At 52.5% G+C, this 17125-nt stretch carries 15 protein-coding genes; 6 read left to right on the forward strand and 9 right to left on the reverse strand.

Annotated elements, in window-relative coordinates; translation table 11 throughout:
* Window positions 1-62: 62 nt before the first annotated feature.
* The 8 genes from folA to C1192_RS12770 form a co-directional block, all read right to left on the reverse strand.
* Window positions 63-542, reverse strand: a complete 480-nt coding sequence (folA, locus tag C1192_RS12730) for a type 3 dihydrofolate reductase (protein WP_000624377.1) — start codon at window positions 540-542, stop codon at window positions 63-65.
* 193 nt (window positions 543-735) lie between these two features.
* Window positions 736-2595 (reverse strand): glutathione-regulated potassium-efflux system protein KefC, encoded by a 1860-nt coding sequence (kefC, locus tag C1192_RS12740; protein ID WP_001517728.1) that lies wholly within the window; start codon window positions 2593-2595, stop codon window positions 736-738.
* Window positions 2588-3118 carry a glutathione-regulated potassium-efflux system oxidoreductase KefF gene (kefF, locus tag C1192_RS12745; protein WP_000600731.1) on the reverse strand — a complete coding sequence of 177 codons (531 nt, stop codon included), beginning with the start codon at window positions 3116-3118 and terminating at the stop codon, window positions 2588-2590. Before kefF ends, kefC begins: the two co-directional genes overlap by 8 nt.
* 106 nt (window positions 3119-3224) lie before the next feature.
* Window positions 3225-4556 (reverse strand): MFS transporter, encoded by a 1332-nt coding sequence (locus C1192_RS12750; protein ID WP_001183182.1) that lies wholly within the window; start codon window positions 4554-4556, stop codon window positions 3225-3227.
* A 58-nt stretch (window positions 4557-4614) separates the two neighbouring features.
* The gene (fixX, locus tag C1192_RS12755; protein ID WP_000203750.1) at window positions 4615-4902 is read right to left on the reverse strand and encodes a ferredoxin-like protein FixX; all 288 of its coding nucleotides are present in this window, start codon (window positions 4900-4902) and stop codon (window positions 4615-4617) included.
* Window positions 4899-6185: an FAD-dependent oxidoreductase gene (locus C1192_RS12760; protein ID WP_038354939.1), complete on the reverse strand. Its 1287-nt coding sequence runs from the start codon at window positions 6183-6185 to the stop codon at window positions 4899-4901. The genes fixX and C1192_RS12760 overlap by 4 nt, the downstream gene beginning before the upstream one ends.
* 49 nt (window positions 6186-6234) lie before the next feature.
* On the reverse strand, window positions 6235-7176 hold the full coding sequence (locus tag C1192_RS12765; RefSeq protein ID WP_001091475.1) for an electron transfer flavoprotein subunit alpha/FixB family protein: 942 nt from the start codon (window positions 7174-7176) through the stop codon (window positions 6235-6237).
* A gap of 14 nt (window positions 7177-7190) precedes the next feature.
* Window positions 7191-7961 carry an electron transfer flavoprotein FixA gene (locus C1192_RS12770; protein ID WP_038354938.1) on the reverse strand — a complete coding sequence of 257 codons (771 nt, stop codon included), beginning with the start codon at window positions 7959-7961 and terminating at the stop codon, window positions 7191-7193.
* A gap of 472 nt (window positions 7962-8433) precedes the next feature.
* On the opposite strand from C1192_RS12770, the gene caiT reads away from it, so the two are divergent.
* From caiT to caiE, 6 genes are all read left to right on the forward strand, one after another.
* Complete coding sequence (gene caiT / locus C1192_RS12775; RefSeq protein ID WP_038354937.1) at window positions 8434-9948, forward strand: L-carnitine/gamma-butyrobetaine antiporter; 1515 nt, start codon at window positions 8434-8436, stop codon at window positions 9946-9948.
* A gap of 28 nt (window positions 9949-9976) precedes the next feature.
* Complete coding sequence (gene caiA / locus C1192_RS12780; protein WP_038354936.1) at window positions 9977-11119, forward strand: crotonobetainyl-CoA dehydrogenase; 1143 nt, start codon at window positions 9977-9979, stop codon at window positions 11117-11119.
* A gap of 964 nt (window positions 11120-12083) precedes the next feature.
* Window positions 12084-13301: an L-carnitine CoA-transferase gene (caiB, locus tag C1192_RS12790; protein WP_000349948.1), complete on the forward strand. Its 1218-nt coding sequence runs from the start codon at window positions 12084-12086 to the stop codon at window positions 13299-13301.
* A gap of 72 nt (window positions 13302-13373) precedes the next feature.
* Window positions 13374-14927 (forward strand): crotonobetaine/carnitine-CoA ligase, encoded by a 1554-nt coding sequence (gene caiC, locus C1192_RS12795; RefSeq protein ID WP_038354935.1) that lies wholly within the window; start codon window positions 13374-13376, stop codon window positions 14925-14927.
* A 106-nt stretch (window positions 14928-15033) separates the two neighbouring features.
* Window positions 15034-15819 carry a crotonobetainyl-CoA hydratase gene (caiD, locus tag C1192_RS12800; RefSeq protein WP_016249597.1) on the forward strand — a complete coding sequence of 262 codons (786 nt, stop codon included), beginning with the start codon at window positions 15034-15036 and terminating at the stop codon, window positions 15817-15819.
* 5 nt (window positions 15820-15824) lie between these two features.
* Window positions 15825-16415, forward strand: coding sequence for a carnitine operon protein CaiE (gene caiE / locus C1192_RS12805; RefSeq protein ID WP_038354934.1), 591 nt, complete (start codon window positions 15825-15827; stop codon window positions 16413-16415).
* 118 nt (window positions 16416-16533) lie between these two features.
* Here caiE and caiF read toward each other — a convergent pair whose 3' ends face one another.
* Window positions 16534-16929: a carnitine metabolism transcriptional regulator CaiF gene (gene caiF, locus C1192_RS12810; protein ID WP_000333133.1), complete on the reverse strand. Its 396-nt coding sequence runs from the start codon at window positions 16927-16929 to the stop codon at window positions 16534-16536.
* Window positions 16930-17125: the final 196 nt, after the last annotated feature.

A 17125-nucleotide genomic window follows, 5' to 3' on the forward strand; every position in this document is an offset into this window, starting at 1 on the left:
GGAAGGCCGGATAAGACGCGACCGGCGTCGCATCCGGCACTAGCCGTCAATTCTATACAAACTTACCGCCGTTCCAGAATCTCAAAGCAATAGCTGTGAGAGTTCTGCGCATCGGCGTCGTGGAACTCGCTGAACACCGATTCCCAGTCATCCGGCTCGTAATCCGGGAAATGGGTGTCGCCTTCTACTTCCGCATCGATATGCGTCAGATACAGTTTTTGCGCTTTCGGCAGAAACTGCTCGTATACGCGACCGCCGCCAATCACCATAATCTCCGGTACGTCACCACAGGCAGCGATGGCTTCATCAACCGATTTCACCCACATTACGCGATCATCCGTACCCGGCTGGCTGCTAATGACAATATTCTTGCGTCCAGGTAACGGGCGACCAATGGATTCCCAGGTATGGCGACCCATAATCACAGGTTTATTTAAGGTGTTACGTTTAAACCAGGCGAGATCGGCAGGCAGATTCCACGGCATGGCGTTTTCCATGCCGATAACGCGATCTACCGCTAGCGCCGCAATCAAACTGATCATTGAGATTTCCCGATAAAAAAAATTGTCGTCACTATACGTAAAGCGTAAACCTTCGTCGACTGGCGAGAGGATGATGTTGAGGAAAATTTTTATTTTGCTGGCGAGTCCACGCTATGTCCCTGGACTCGCCGCATTACAGTTGCGCAAAAACAAACAGTTAGTTGTAAAGCATGCGACACATCACACTTTTTGATTACAACGGCTTAGTTTCTGGCTCATCCGCCATGTTGCCGGTATGTTTCCCTTCTTCGGTTCCCTGCCAGCCATGCCGTTGAATTAATGACAGATGTTCCCGGTCTTCAGTAATGATTTCGCTTAACATCGCGCTGGTGCGTTTATAGACTGCCGCGCGGGCTTTGGTGTCGTTTTCGCCCATCGCCATCTCTTCCACCATTTGAATATTAAAGCGGCGGAACACATCAGCACGTTCTCGCGCTTCATATGGCCCTAGGCCTAAACTTTCCAGCGCCAGACGCCCGGTTTTGAGCGCTCCCTCAAAGGTTTCACGCTCTGGCCTTTCCACGCCAGCCTGGCGCAAACGAATGTAGTGATCGACATCACGGGCGCGGGCAATAATTTGCAAGTGCGGAAAATGTTCTTTCACCATCTCCGTCAGTTGCAGGTTGGTTTGCGGATCGTCAATGGCATTAATCAGCACTTCCGCTTTCGCCGCTCCGGCAGATTCCAGCAAATCCATCCGCGTGGCATCGCCGTAAAACACCTTCATGCCAAATTTGCGCAACGTTTCTATATGGTCAGGATCATGATCGAGCACAACCATTTTCACTCCGCTGGAGAGCAGCAAACGTCCGGTGATCTGACCAAAACGCCCGAATCCGGCAACAATCACCCGCGGCTGTTCTTCGTCGATCTCATCAGCTTCGCGCGCCTCTTCAGTGCCGGATTGCTCAAGACGGTTGAGGATCACCAGCAAAATCGGCGTTGCTGCCATCGACAGCGCCACCGCCAGGGTCAATGATTTCGCCCACTCCGGCTCCAGCACATTCGCCATTTGCGCCGCGCCAAACACCACAAAGGCAAACTCACTGCCCTGCCCTAACAGCACCGCAAACCAGCGACGCTGTTTATTCGGCACCTGCAACGGTCTGGCAATCAGCCACAGCATGGCAATCTTGATGATGAGGAAACCGAACAGCAGAATGACAATGCGCAACGGGTTTTCAATCAGCGTGCCAAAGTCTATCGACATCCCAACGCCGATAAAAAACAACCCTAACAACAAGCCTTTGAACGGTTCGATATCGCTTTCCAGCGCATGACGATATTCCGAGCTTGCCAGCAGCACGCCCGCCAGAAACGCGCCCATCGCCATCGACAGACCAACCTCTTCCAGCAGCAAACCGAAGCCAAACACGAGGAATAAAGCCACTGCACTAAACACTTCCCGCAAGCCAGAGCGGGCAACAAAACGCAGCGCCGGACGCGTGACATAGCGCCCCAGTAATACCACCAGCACCAGCGCGCCCGCCACTTTTAACGCTGACAAGGCAAATGCACCTAGCGTGGTCGAGGCACTGCTCGCCGCCAGCAAGGGGATCATCGCCACCAGCGGGATCGCCGCGATATCCTGGAACAGCAGCACCGCAAAGGCACTGCGCCCCATTTGCGTCACCGTCAGGTTGCGTTCATTCATCGCCTGCATGGCAATCGCCGTTGATGAGAGCGCCAGCGTCATGCCAATCAGTTCTGCCACCTGCCAGCGCATACCGAGTAACATGCAGAACAGCCCCAGCAGGCCGCCGCAAACCACCATCTGCAATGCGCCACCGCCGAATACTGCCGCCCGCAGCTTCCACAGCCTTTGTGGGTCGAGTTCGAGACCGATGATAAACAGCATCAGCACCACGCCGATTTCGGCAAAGTGCAGAATAGATTCAGCATCGGTCACCAGCCGCAGCCCCCACGGGCCAATAATGCAACCTGCAATCAGGTAGCCAAGTACCGAACCAAGACCGAGACGTACTGCAATCGGCACAATCAGCGCCGCCGAACCGAGATAAATCAGCGCCTGAATCAGCGTATGACTATCCATGATGTGCCTCCTGCCATTCCAGCAGACGTTGCTTATAGTGGCGCGCCTGCCCTTCGAGAGTTTCGTCGTCACAAATAAAGGTACAGTGCATGGCAAACGGCGGCAGCCATTTCAGCCCGCAGTAGATTGCCGTCGCCTGTAGCGGCTGCGACAACACATCAAAGCCCGGATGAGTACCAATCTCAAAATGACTTTCCCCACCGCCAGTCGTCACCGCCCACAGCAAATGTTTGCCATGCAACGCCGTACCGCCGTGTCCGTAAGCCCAGCCGTGTGAGAAGACTTTATCGATCCACAATTTGAGCAACGGCGGAATGCTGTACCACTGCATTGGGTGCTGCCAGACGATCAGATCGGCACGAGAGAGCGCCTCCTGCTCGGCCGCTATATCGATATTGAAGTCAGGATAGAGTTGATAAAGAGAGCGGATTTCGACGCCTTCCAGCGTCCTTGCCTGTTCAAGCATCCGTTTATTCGCATGGGAATGATGCGGATACGGATGCGCATAAATGATTAGAATCATAGTTAGCCTGCGCGTTTACACCTTTGTTTTCCACAAAGTGTAGTCACATATTCACGCGGCTTATAGTCAATAATATTGATTCAAAAAAGAGAGAAATCTGAATAAGTTATCCTGCACGCTGCCTGCGAATTGTCATATTACTGGTCTGCGCCAACGACATCCCACGCGTCTCCGGAGCAAACGCCACAGAAATCAGCAGGCCAAACAGCGAGATCCCCGCCCCCATCAGCATAGTATTGCTGATACCGTAATTATTAATAAAGATCGGCAGCGCCCAGGTTGAGATAATTGTACCGATACGACTCAGAGACATAATGACGCCCACGGCTGAGGCGCGAATATCCGTCGGGAAGAGTTCATTAGGATAAAGCCACTGCAAATTGCCTGGCCCGCCGGAGAAAAACGCGTACACCGCAAACGCCATGACCACCAGCCAGATCCCCATATCCGGGATCAGCCCCAAAACCGCCAATGCCAGCGTCATCATGGCAAAGCTGCCGATCAACAATGGACGTCGTCCAGCAGTGTTCAGCCAGAGCATCGGGGGAATACAGCCGAGCATAAAGAACAGGCTAATCACCACGTTTCCCAGCGCCGCGTTTTTGCCGACGCCTAACCCCAGAAGACCGACGATTTGTGGGCCAAAGGTGTAAATGGCGAACATCGGGATCACTTGGCAGGTCCAGATGGCGGCCACAAACAGGACAAAAGGAAAATGGCGGCGGTTAAACAGATCGCGAAAACGAGTTTGTTGCGGCTGCTCTTCATCGAAAACCACCGGTTCGCCAAACAATTTGATCATCATCTCTTCGCACTCTTTCACTCGCCCTTTGCGCAACAGCCAGCGGGGAGATTCGGGCAGTTCGAATCGACCAATCAAAATCAACAAACACGGGATCGCCGCACTGCCCAGCATCCAGCGCCAGCCGCCTTCCACATCATAAAGCCAGTAGCCGACCAGATCGGCACAGGTCGCGCCGACATACCACATAGCGGCGATAAAGCTGATGGAGAACGCCCGCTGACGGGTGCTGGAGAACTCGGTGATCATCGAGGTGGCGATGGGATAATCCGCGCCGATAACAATGCCGATGAGCACCCGCATCACCAGCAGTTCGACAGGTGATGAGACAAACATCGTCGCAACAGAAATCCCCCCGATAGCAATGATATCGATGAGAAACATTTTGCGTCGTCCGACTTTATCGGAGATATAGCCAAACAGCGATGTGCCAACGAACAGCCCGGCGAGGGTTCCCGCGCCCAGCAGGCCGATCCAGTCAGCGTCCAGTTTTAGCGCCGGAGTCAGTTGCTCCAGCGCCACGCCGATCATTACCAGCACATAGCCATCCAGAAACGGGCCACCGCTTCCCCACAGCAAAATACGGCGGTGAATAGAGGAGAATTTGAGATCGTCAAAGTTTCTGGACGGTTGCATGGGTTGATCCTGTTTTTTAGCAATGGGGGTCAGTACGGCGTTACGTATCAGACCAACATCAGCCGTAACGAAACTCCACGCCAAAGGTGCCGCGCGGGTATTCCCACTGCTCCAGCGCCGACCCCAGCCCAAGAATGCGGCAGGTTCCACACTCCAGACATCCGGCGTAATCGAAGCGTACGCTGCCGTCATCCTGTTTTTTGTACAGACCCGCCGGGCACGCTTTCACCAGCAGTTCCAACGCCTGTTTATCGGCATCAGACTTCACAACAATGTGCGGATGCTCTTCATCAACATTGAATTTATTGACGCCCAGTTTGACGTCCACATTGACGGGAGAAGTCATAAAACGGTCACTCCTTTCATGCCATCCTTGATCAGATTGATGAAACCCACTTTCTTGCTGTGGCGGAGGATTTTCTTGCGCATCAGTTCCGGCGCACTGCCATCAATGGTGAACAGGTCACGCGCCACACCCACCGCCAGTTCCGGATAGCCGCTAAACATACGTGGGTTATCAAGAAAAGCCGGTAGCTTCTGGTACATACGCATATCGCGCAGCGGGCCACTCTCCAGATGCTGACGATACTCCGCCAGTTTCTGCTTACTGAAATCGTCGTTTTTCATCGCTGAAAGCACGGTTTTCGCTGCTGCTTCTCCGGCGGCAATCGCCAGATCCATACCACGAATGGTAAAGCCGAGATTCATACACATTCCGGCGGCATCACCGGCAATCAGCACGCCGTCACCAACCAGTTCCGGCAACATGTTGATACCCGCTTCTGGCACTACGTGAGCAGAGTATTCCACCAGCTTGCCACCCGCGATCAGCGGTGCAACCGCCGGATGCTGTTTGAAATCTTCCAGCATTTGTGGCACCGATTTCTTCGCGTTATGCAGATGATGCAGGCCGCAAACCAGTCCCAGTGACAGGGTGTTTTCATTGGTATAAAGGAAGCCACCGCCCATCAGGCCATCGGTGGGTGCACCCGCAAACAGGCAGGCCGCGCCCTGATTACCCTGCAACTGAAAACGGTCTTCGAGAACCAACTTCGGTAACTCGATCAATTCCTTCACGCCAACCGCCACATCCGTCGGTTTGACGCGTTTCGCCATTCCCAGCTTTTCGGCAAGAATGGAGTTCACACCATCAGCGAGGATCACCGTTTTCGCTTCAATCACATCGCCATCGGCTTCTACGCCGACAACTTTGCCATCGCGCTGCACAAGGTTATCGACGCGAATTCCGGTAATTAACTGCGCGCCCGCTTCTTCGGCCTGCTCCATCAGCCAGGCATCAAATTTGCTGCGTAAAACGGAGTAAGAGCGCTGGGATGGCGAGGTTTCGTCGCCATTGCAGTAGTCCATAGTCATCGCTGACTTTTCGGTCATAAACGCAAGTTTTTCATGAGTGATCAGGCGTTCAATGGGGGCGCTTTCGGCAAAACCAGGAATGATGTGTTCCAGACTGTGGGCATAGAGACGCCCACCGGTAACATTCTTAGCGCCAGCGGAATTGCCACGCTCGATAACTAACACTTGTGCCCCTTCGCGGGCGAGCACCAGCGCGGCAACCGAACCGGCCAGCCCTGCACCAACGATGATGGCATCAAAGATATCTTCGGACATAAGAACTCCCTGTCAGCGGCAGGGCCGAAAGCAGCCCTGCCAGAGTAGATCAACGCGCTAAAGCCGCCGTCAGCGCCGGAAGGATCTTCACGGCGTCGCCAACAATGCCGTAATCCGCGTACTGGAAGATCGGCGCATTTTTATCTTTGTTGATAGCGAAAATGGTTTGTGACGCATTAGCGCCAACCATGTGCTGGATCTGCCCGGAGATCCCCACGGCCAGGTACAGTTCAGGTTTCAGCATCAGGTTGGAGATACCAACATAGCGCTCGTGCTCCATCCATTTTTCGTTTTCCGCCACCGGACGAGAACAGGCCAACTCCGCGCCAATCACCTGGCAAAGTTGCTCTGCCAACGCAATGTTCTCTTTGCAGCCAATGCCGCGACCGACGCTAACCACCAGACGGGCTTTGTCGAGATCGACACTGTTGCTCTGGCGCGCCTGCGTTGCCGTGCGGGTAACCGCCACAGCCGGAGACTGCCACTCCACGGTGTGCGTTTCACCTGTACTTGACGTGTCCGGCTGAGCCGCATCGAACGTGCCGCTGCTGATGGTCAGTACCGCATACGGCGTGGCAATGCGTTCTTCGCCAATCGCCAGGCCGCCGTAAACCATGTGTTTCACCGTTGCTTTACCATCCTGCACGCTGACGGCGCTGGCATCGTTAGAAACCGCCGCTTTCAGGCGATAACCCAGTTTCGCCGCCAGTAATTTGCCGCGACGGGTGTTCGGCAGTAGTACCAGGCCGTCTGTGCCGTGCTGGCGAATGGTGTCTGCCATCACTCCGGCGTAATCTTCGATCATCCGATCGTCCGGTTTGCCGCTTAATTTCCAGACATGATTAGCACCAAACTGGATTGCCTGTGCGCCGTCGTCGTCACTCAGAACAAACGCATTGATTTGATGAGCTAAAGCCTGCGCGCCGTTCATCAGTTCCGGCAGACGAGAAGGGGTATCGCTGAATACCCAGACTTGAGAAAACGTGTTCATAGCATCCCCTGTAATTAAATGACTTTGCGAAGATTTTCAGCAAATGCGGCGATCTGTTCTTCGCCGTCGCCTTCAATCACGATGCGCTGACGCTCGCGCTGTTTCGGTGCGGCAACCTGTTGTTCAGACCAGACTGCCTGTGCGTTAAAACCGATATCCGCCGCCGACCACACCTGAACTGGCTTTTTCGCCGCGCCAAGAATGGCTTTCATCGAAGGAATTTGTGGGGCATTGATATCAGTGGAAACAGCAACGACCGCAGGCAGCGGGATGCTTAAAGTTTCTGTTTCATCTTCCAGTTCGCGCTCAACGGTGAGGGTATCTGCCGTCAGGGAGAGGATTTTGCTGACACCGTTAACTGCCGGAATGTTGAGGATTTCACCCACCAGCAGACCAACCTGCTGGGCATAAAGGTCGGAAGAACCGTCACCACAGAGGATCAGATCAAAGCCTGCTTTCTGCGCCGCGGCAGCCAGTGCAGTCGCAGTTTGTTGCGGCAGTGCCTGCTCGAACTGGTCATCAATCACCACAATCAGTTCATCCGGGCCGCGAGACAGCACATCTTTACGTCCTTTGGCGTTAGTCAGGGCTTTGCCGCCCACACTTAAAGCCGTCACCTGCGCCTCAGTCGCCTGCTGTTTTAACTGGCAAGCCGCTTCAATAGCGTTCAGATCATATTGGCTTATTTTCGCATCGGCTTTGCTGAGATCTAATGAACCATCAGCATTATTGATCGCAATATCCTGTTCATCAGGCACGCACTTATAGCAAGTAATAATCTTCATTGCATCTCCAGAAATCATGAAGGAAACGTCGTTCATATCGGTGGTGTTAATTACAGATATCACGTCATTTAATTCTGGAATAAAACTTTAATCACCAATATTGAAAATGTCACACGTAGATAAATCCAACTTTCAATATTGCTAAGCGCCTCACCAATATTGAAAACACGGTGTTGAAAGAAGAAATTTTCAATATTGTTTTATGGATCACCAATATTGAAAGTCAGATGCTGGATTTTCACTCAAAACCAAACTCATTTGGTTGATTAATAACGAATATTTAAATTAAAACACTCTGTTTTTATCCGATAAAAACCTGTGATTACCATCACAGAATACAGCCAATTGAATACCCATTATGAGTTAGTCATTAACGCGTTCACGAGGTTAATAATAATTATATTAAATGTTAACAAAAATAAAACAAACGGGAACGTGAAATAAATATTTATTTTTACAGTGGAATTAACTCATGAAAGATGAAAAAAGAAAAACGGGAATAGAACCGAAGGTATTCTTTCCGCCGTTAATAATCGTTGGCATACTTTGCTGGCTTACAGTCAGAGATTTGGATGCGGCGAATGTCGTTATTAATGCCGTATTCAGTTACGTCACCAATGTATGGGGATGGGCATTTGAATGGTATATGGTGGTCATGCTTTTCGGCTGGTTCTGGCTGGTGTTTGGCCCTTATGCCAAAAAGCGTTTAGGTAACGAACCACCCGAGTTCAGTACCGCCAGTTGGATCTTTATGATGTTCGCCTCCTGTACGTCAGCCGCCGTGCTGTTCTGGAGATCGATTGAGATCTACTACTACATCTCCACGCCGCCATTTGCTTTAGAGCCAAACTCCACTGGCGCGAAAGAGCTGGGGCTGGCCTACAGTTTGTTCCACTGGGGGCCGTTACCGTGGGCGACTTACAGTTTCCTTTCCGTCGCCTTCGCGTACTTCTTCTTCGTTCGCAAAATGGATGTGATTCGCCCCAGTTCCACCCTGGTGCCGCTGGTGGGTGAAAAACACGCCAAAGGGTTGTTTGGTACTATCGTCGATAACTTCTACCTGGTGGCGCTGATCTTCGCAATGGGCACCAGTCTCGGCCTTGCCACACCGCTGGTGACCGAGTGTATGCAGTATCTGTTTGGTATTCCGCATACCCTGCAACTGGATGCCATTATCATTACCTGCTGGATCATCCTCAACGCTATCTGCGTGGCCTGTGGTCTGCAAAAAGGGGTAAAAATCGCCAGCGATGTGCGCAGCTATTTGAGTTTCCTGATGCTCGGCTGGGTGTTCATCGTCAGCGGTGCCAGCTTCATCATGAACTACTTCACCGACTCGGTGGGGATGTTGCTGATGTATCTGCCGCGCATGCTGTTCTATACCGATGCCGTTGGCAAAGGCGGCTTCCCGCAGGGATGGACCGTATTCTACTGGGCATGGTGGGTGATTTACGCCATCCAGATGAGCATCTTCCTGGCGCGTATCTCCCGTGGTCGAACCGTGCGTGAACTGTGCTTCGGTATGGTGATGGGGCTGACAGCATCCACCTGGATCCTGTGGACTGTACTCGGTAGTAATACTCTGCTGTTGATGGATAAAAACATCATCAACATTCCGAATCTGATCGAACAGTACGGCGTGGCGCGCGCCATCATCGAAACCTGGGCCGCTCTGCCTCTCAGCACCGCCACCATGTGGGACTTCTTTATTCTCTGCTTTATTGCCACTGTCACCCTGATTAACGCCTGCTCTTACACCCTGGCGATGTCCACCTGTCGTGAAGTGCGCGACGGCGAAGAACCACCGCTGCTGGTGCGCATTGGCTGGTCAATTCTGGTTGGCATTATCGGCATTGTTCTGCTGGCGCTCGGCGGCCTGAAACCGATTCAAACCGCCATTATCGCCGGAGGATGCCCGCTGTTCTTCGTCAACATTATGGTGACGCTCTCCTTTATTAAAGACGCGAAACAGAACTGGAAAGATTAATTACCCCAAAATATCAAGAGGTTGAAAGATGGATTTTAATTTAAATGATGAGCAGGAACTGTTTGTCGCCGGTATCCGAGAACTGATGGCCAGCGAAAACTGGGAAGCCTATTTTGCCCAGTGTGACCGTGACAGCGTCTACCCGGAGCGTTTTGTCAAAGCCCTGGCGGATATGGGTATCGACAGTCTGCTGCTCCCGGAAGAGCACGGTGGTCTGGACGCGGGATTCGTTACCCTCGCCGCAGTGTGGATGGAACTGGGTCGTTTGGGGGCACCAACTTATGTGCTGTACCAGTTGCCGGGCGGGTTCAACACTTTCCTGCGTGAAGGTACACAGGAGCAGATCGACAAGATCATGGCTTTCCGCGGCACCGGTAAGCAGATGTGGAACTCAGCGATTACCGAACCGGGCGCTGGTTCCGATGTGGGTAGCCTGAAAACGACTTATACCCGTAGAGATGGTAAGATTTATCTTAATGGTAGTAAGTGTTTTATTACCAGTAGCGCCTACACCCCATATATCGTGGTGATGGCGCGCGACGGCGCTTCTCCGGACAAACCTGTCTACACCGAATGGTTTGTCGATATGAGCAAACCAGGAATCAAAGTGACCAAACTTGAGAAGCTCGGTCTGCGTATGGATAGCTGCTGTGAAATCACCTTTGACGATGTGGAACTGGACGAGAGAGACATGTTCGGTCGCGAAGGTAACGGCTTTAACCGCGTAAAAGAAGAGTTCGACCACGAACGTTTCCTGGTAGCCCTCACCAACTACGGTACTGCGATGTGCGCCTTTGAAGATGCGGCGCGCTACGCCAACCAGCGCGTGCAGTTTGGTGAAGCGATCGGTCGTTTTCAGTTGATTCAGGAAAAATTCGCCCATATGGCGATCAAATTAAACTCCATGAAAAACATGCTCTATGAAGCAGCGTGGAAAGCGGATAACGGCACCATTACTTCTGGCGATGCGGCAATGTGCAAATACTTCTGCGCCAATGCGGCATTTGAAGTGGTGGACAGCGCAATGCAGGTGCTGGGCGGTGTCGGGATTGCGGGCAACCACCGCATCAGCCGCTTCTGGCGTGACCTGCGTGTAGACCGCGTCTCCGGAGGATCTGACGAAATGCAGATCCTGACGCTGGGTCGTGCGGTGCTGAAGCAATACCGCTAAATCCGTGCGCTGCCTGATGCGCTTCGCTTATCAGGCCTACAGGAGCACAAATGTAGGCCGGATAAGGCGGTTACGCCGCATCCGGCAACCGTGCGGCGATGCCTGATGCGCTTCGCTTATCAGACCTACAAGAGCACAAATGCAGGCCGGATAAGGCGGTTACGCCGCATCCGGCAACCGTGCGGCGATGCCTGATGCGCTTCGCTTATCAGGCCTACAAGAGCACAAATGCAGGCCGGATAAGGCGGTTACGCCGCATCCGGCAACCGTGCGGCGATGCCTGATGCGCTTTGCTTATCAGGCCTACAGGAGCACAAATGCAGGCCGGATAAGGCGGTTACGCCGCATCCGGCAACCGTGCGGCGATGCCTGATGCGCTTTGCTTATCAGCCCTACAAGAGCACAAATTGTAGGCCGGATAAGGCGGTTACGCCGCATCCGGCAACCGTGCGGCGATGCCTGATGCGCTTCGCTTATCAGGCCTACAAGAGCACAAATGCAGGCCGGATAAGGCGGTTACGCCGCATCCGGCAACCGTGCGGCGATGCCTGATGCGCTTTGCTTATCAGGCCTACGGGAGCACAAATGCAGGCCGGATAAGGCGTTCACGCCGCATCCGGCAACCGTGCGGCGATGCCTGATGCGCTTTGCTTATCAGGCCTACAAGAGCACAAATTGTAGGCCGGATAAGGCGGTTACGCCGCATCCGGCAACCGTGCGGCGATGCCTGATGTGCTTCGCTTATCAGGCCTACGGGAGCACAAATGCAGGCCGGATAAGGCGGTTACGCCGCATCCGGCAACCGTGCGGCGATGCCTGATGCGCTTCGCTTATCAGGCCTACAAGAGCACAAATTGTAGGCCGGATAAGGCGGTTACGCCGCATCCGGCAACCGTGCGGCGATGCCTGATGTGCTTCGCTTATCAGGCTTACAAAGGCTACACACATTTTTCAGGAGCTAATAATGGATCATCTACCGATGCCGAAATTCGGGCCGCTGGCCGGATTACGGGTTGTCTTCTCCGGTATCGAAATCGCCGGGCCGTTCGCCGGACAAATGTTCGCAGAATGGGGCGCAGAAGTTATCTGGATCGAAAACGTCGCCTGGGCCGACACCATCCGCGTTCAACCAAATTACCCGCAGCTTTCCCGCCGCAATTTGCACGCGCTGTCGTTAAATATCTTCAAAGATGAAGGCCGCGAAGCGTTTCTGAAATTAATGGAAACCACCGATATCTTCATCGAAGCCAGTAAAGGCCCGGCCTTTGCTCGCCGTGGCATTACTGATGAAGTGCTATGGCAGCACAACCCGAAACTGGTTATCGCTCACCTGTCCGGTTTTGGTCAGTATGGCACCGAGGAGTACACCAATCTTCCAGCCTATAACACCATTGCACAGGCCTTCAGTGGCTACCTGATTCAGAACGGCGATGTTGACCAGCCAATGCCTGCTTTCCCGTACACCGCTGACTACTTCTCCGGCCTGACCGCCACCACCGCGGCGCTGGCAGCACTGCATAAAGTGCGCGAAACCGGCAAAGGCGAAAGCATCGACATCGCCATGTATGAAGTGATGCTGCGCATGGGTCAGTACTTCATGATGGACTACTTCAACGGCGGCGAAATGTGCCCGCGCATGACCAAAGGGAAAGATCCCTACTACGCCGGTTGCGGTCTGTACAAATGTGCCGATGGCTACATCGTGATGGAACTGGTGGGCATTACCCAGATTGCAGAGTGCTTTAAAGATATTGGCCTCGAGCATCTGCTCGGTACGCCGGAAATTCCGCAAGGCACTCAGCTTATCCACCGTATCGAATGCCCTTACGGCCCTCTGGTAGAAGAGAAACTCGATGCCTGGCTGGCGGCACACACGATAGCAGAAGTAAAAGAACGCTTTGCCGAACTGAATATCGCCTGCGCCAAAGTGCTGACCGTGCCGGAGCTGGAAAGCAATCCACAGTACGTTGCCCGCGAATCAATCACCCAGTGGCAAACGATGGATGGCCGTACCTGCAAAGGGCCGAACGTTATGCCGAAATTCAAAAATAACCCTGGCCAAATCTGGCGCGGAATGCCGTCGCACGGCATGGACACCGCTGCCATTTTGAAAACCATCGGCTACAGCGAAAACGACATTCAGGAGTTGGTCAGCAAAGGTCTGGCCAAAGTTGAGGACTAAACGCGTGGTGCTAGTTGGCTTGCCTGACTAGCACCCGCCCAATAACAAACGAACAAAATGGATAGAGGTGCAATGGATATCATTGGCGGACAACATCTACGTCAAATGTGGGACGATCTGGCGGACGTTTACGGTCATAAAACGGCGCTAATTTGTGAATCCAGCGGCGGGAACGTCAACCGGTATAGTTATCTTGAGTTAAATCAAGAAATTAACCGCACGGCAAACCTGTTTTATACGTTGGGAATTCGCAAAGGCGACAAGGTCGCGCTGCATCTCGACAACTGCCCGGAATTTATCTTTTGCTGGTTCGGGTTGGCAAAAATTGGCGCGATTATGGTGCCGATTAATGCCCGACTGCTGCGTGAAGAGAGCGCGTGGATCCTGCAAAACAGCCAGGCGTGTCTGTTGGTGACCAGTGCACAATTTTATCCTATGTATCGGCAGATTCAGCAGGAAGATGCCACGCAACTACGGCATATTTGCCTGACCGATGTGGCGCTTCCCGCTGGTGATGGTGCCAGTTCGTTTGCACAACTAAAAACTCAGCAACCTGCAACCTTGTGCTATGCCCCGCCGTTATCGACCGACGATACGGCGGAAATTCTTTTTACCTCCGGTACAACCTCCCGCCCGAAAGGGGTGGTAATTACCCATTACAATCTGCGCTTCGCCGGATATTACTCCGCCTGGCAATGTGCAGTGCGTGACGATGATGTCTACCTGACGGTGATGCCTGCGTTTCATATCGATTGCCAGTGTACTGCGGCGATGGCGGCATTTTCGGCGGGTGCGACCTTTGTGCTGGTGGAAAAATACAGCGCCCGCGCCTTCTGGGGGCAAGTACAAAAGTATCGCGCCACCGTCACCGAATGTATTCCGATGATGATCCGCACCCTGATGGTACAACCACCTTCTGCGAACGATAGGCAACACTGCCTGCGGGAAGTGATGTTTTACCTCAACCTGTCAGAGCAGGAAAAAGACGCGTTTTGTGAACGCTTCGGCGTCCGCTTGCTGACGTCTTACGGGATGACAGAAACCATCGTCGGCATTATCGGCGATCGCCCCGGCGATAAGCGTCGCTGGCCGTCGATTGGTCGTGCAGGATTTTGCTACGAAGCGGAGATCCGCGACGATCACAATCGCCCACTCCCCGCGGGGGAGATTGGCGAAATCTGCATTAAAGGCGAACCAGGGAAAACCATCTTCAAAGAATATTTTCTCAATCCGCAGGCCACCGCCAGAGTCCTGGAAGCCGATGGCTGGTTGCATACCGGCGATACGGGATACCGCGACGAAGAGGGCTTTTTTTACTTCGTCGATCGTCGCTGCAATATGATCAAACGCGGTGGCGAGAATGTCTCTTGTGTAGAGCTGGAAAATATTATCTCCGCGCATCCAAAAATTCAGGACATTGTGGTCGTTGGTATTAAAGATTCTATTCGTGATGAAGCCATCAAAGCGTTTGTGGTGCTGAATGAAGGCGAAACATTGAGCGAAGAAGAATTTTTCTTCTTCTGTGAGCAGAATATGGCGAAATTTAAAGTGCCATCTTATCTGGAAATCAGAAAAGATCTGCCGCGTAACTGTTCGGGGAAAATAATCAGAAAGACTCTTAAATAAATGAAACCGCGGGAATTATCTCGCCAGCTAATAATCACACCATAAAATAATATGCATTTTTTGCAGGGCATTGTCGTCCCTGAAAAAGCAAAAATGGAGAAAAGGAATGAGTGAATCATTACATCTGACCCGCAATGGATCAATTCTGGAAATTACCCTTGACCGCCCAAAAGCTAATGCAATTGATGCTAAAACCAGCTTTGAAATGGGCGAAGCATTTCTTAATTTCCGTGACGATCCGCAATTACGCGTCGCCATTATTACCGGTGCCGGAGAAAAATTCTTTTCCGCTGGCTGGGATTTAAAAGCGGCAGCAGAAGGCGAAGCACCAGATGCTGACTTCGGCCCAGGCGGTTTTGCCGGATTAACTGAAATTTTCAATCTCGATAAACCGGTCATCGCAGCCGTGAACGGCTACGCCTTTGGCGGTGGCTTTGAACTGGCGCTGGCAGCAGATTTTATTGTTTGTGCCAATAACGCCAGTTTTGCCCTACCGGAAGCTAAACTGGGCATCGTTCCGGACAGCGGCGGCGTGCTGCGTCTGCCGAAGATCCTGCCGCCTGCTATCGTCAATGAAATGGTGATGACTGGCAGACGGATGGGCGCAGAAGAGGCGCTGCGTTGGGGGATTGTCAACCGCGTGGTTAGCCAGGCGGAGCTAATGGATAACGCCCGCGAACTGGCACAGCAACTGGTTAATAGCGCCCCGCTGGCGATTGCGGCGCTAAAAGAGATCTACCGCACCACCAGCGAAATGCCGGTCGAAGAGGCGTATCGTTTTATTCGCAGCGGCGTGTTGCAACATTACCCTGCAGTGCTGCATTCGGAAGATGCCATTGAAGGGCCACTGGCGTTTGCTGAGAAGCGCGATCCAGTGTGGAAAGGGCGTTAACAACCGTGAGCTATTACGCCTTTGAAGGGTTAATTCCGGTGGTTCACCCGACGGCGTTTGTTCATCCCAGTGCAGTATTGATTGGCGATGTAATTGTGGAAGCCGGCGTTTACATCGGCCCCCTCTCCTCGCTACGCGGTGATTACGGACGGCTGATTGTACAAGCAGGAGCCAATATTCAGGATGGCTGCATCATGCACGGCTACTGCGACACTGACACCATTGTGGGGGAAAACGGTCATATCGGTCATGGTGCTATCCTGCATGGCTGTATGATTGGCCGTGATGCCCTGGTCGGGATGAACAGTGTGATTATGGATGGCGCGGTCATTGACGAAGAAAGCATTGTTGCCGCCATGAGTTTTGTCAAAGCGGGCTTTAGCGGCGAGAAACGTCAGTTGTTGATGGGCACGCCAGCCCGTGCGGTGCGCAGCGTCAGCGATGAAGAGTTGCACTGGAAGCGGTTGAATACCAAAGAATATCAGGATTTGGTCGGGCGCTGCCATGCATCGTTACGAGAAACACAACCGTTGAGGCAAATGGAGGAAAATCGCCCCCGTTTACAGGGGACGACGAATGTGACGCCAAAGCGGTAACATCGTCGGACGTGGCGTAAATGCCTTATCCGACCTGGCCGGAGAGCCCCCGTAGGCCAGATAAGATGCACCAGCATCGCATCCGGCAACCAGGTCTCGCGATATCCACAAGATTAAATTAACGACGCATACTCTTTGATAACATCATCTGCCACTTCTGCTCGCGGTTAAGCTCCGTGAGCGGAACGGTCGGAATACGCGGCGTCTTTCTTACGCCGACTAATTTTTCCCGGCTATTATTCCGCAGACGCGCATAAATTTGTGCATCAATCTCAACCACTTTTACTAACCGCTGACACTGACATCCCCGCCCTTCCAGCTTATTAGGGATCATCTTAACTTCGCAGCTTATTTCTGCGACCTCCGACAGAATATAAGTCAGGGTATTAATCGCCTTGCTGTGTTCAATATCGAAATGAATAGAGATCTCTCTTGCCGTCACCCACCGGTTTTCAACCATCATCCATTCGGCAATTAACAAATAGAGTGGTTTTTCAACATATCCTTCACACATACAAACTCCAGTTTCACAAATTAAAAATCTGGCTATGACTCGTTTTAAGCAATTAAACAAGGCCATATTAAAATTGTAGTTATATCGATAATATGCAACTTCACTGTTGATAAGTGTGAGCTAAATCCTGCTTACATCATCAAAAATATAGATTTCAGGAAAGATTTTCCTTATTGGTAAAAAAAACGGTTCTCAT

Origin of the sequence: Escherichia marmotae (genome assembly GCF_002900365.1) — a bacterium.
GTDB lineage: Bacteria > Pseudomonadota > Gammaproteobacteria > Enterobacterales > Enterobacteriaceae > Escherichia > Escherichia marmotae.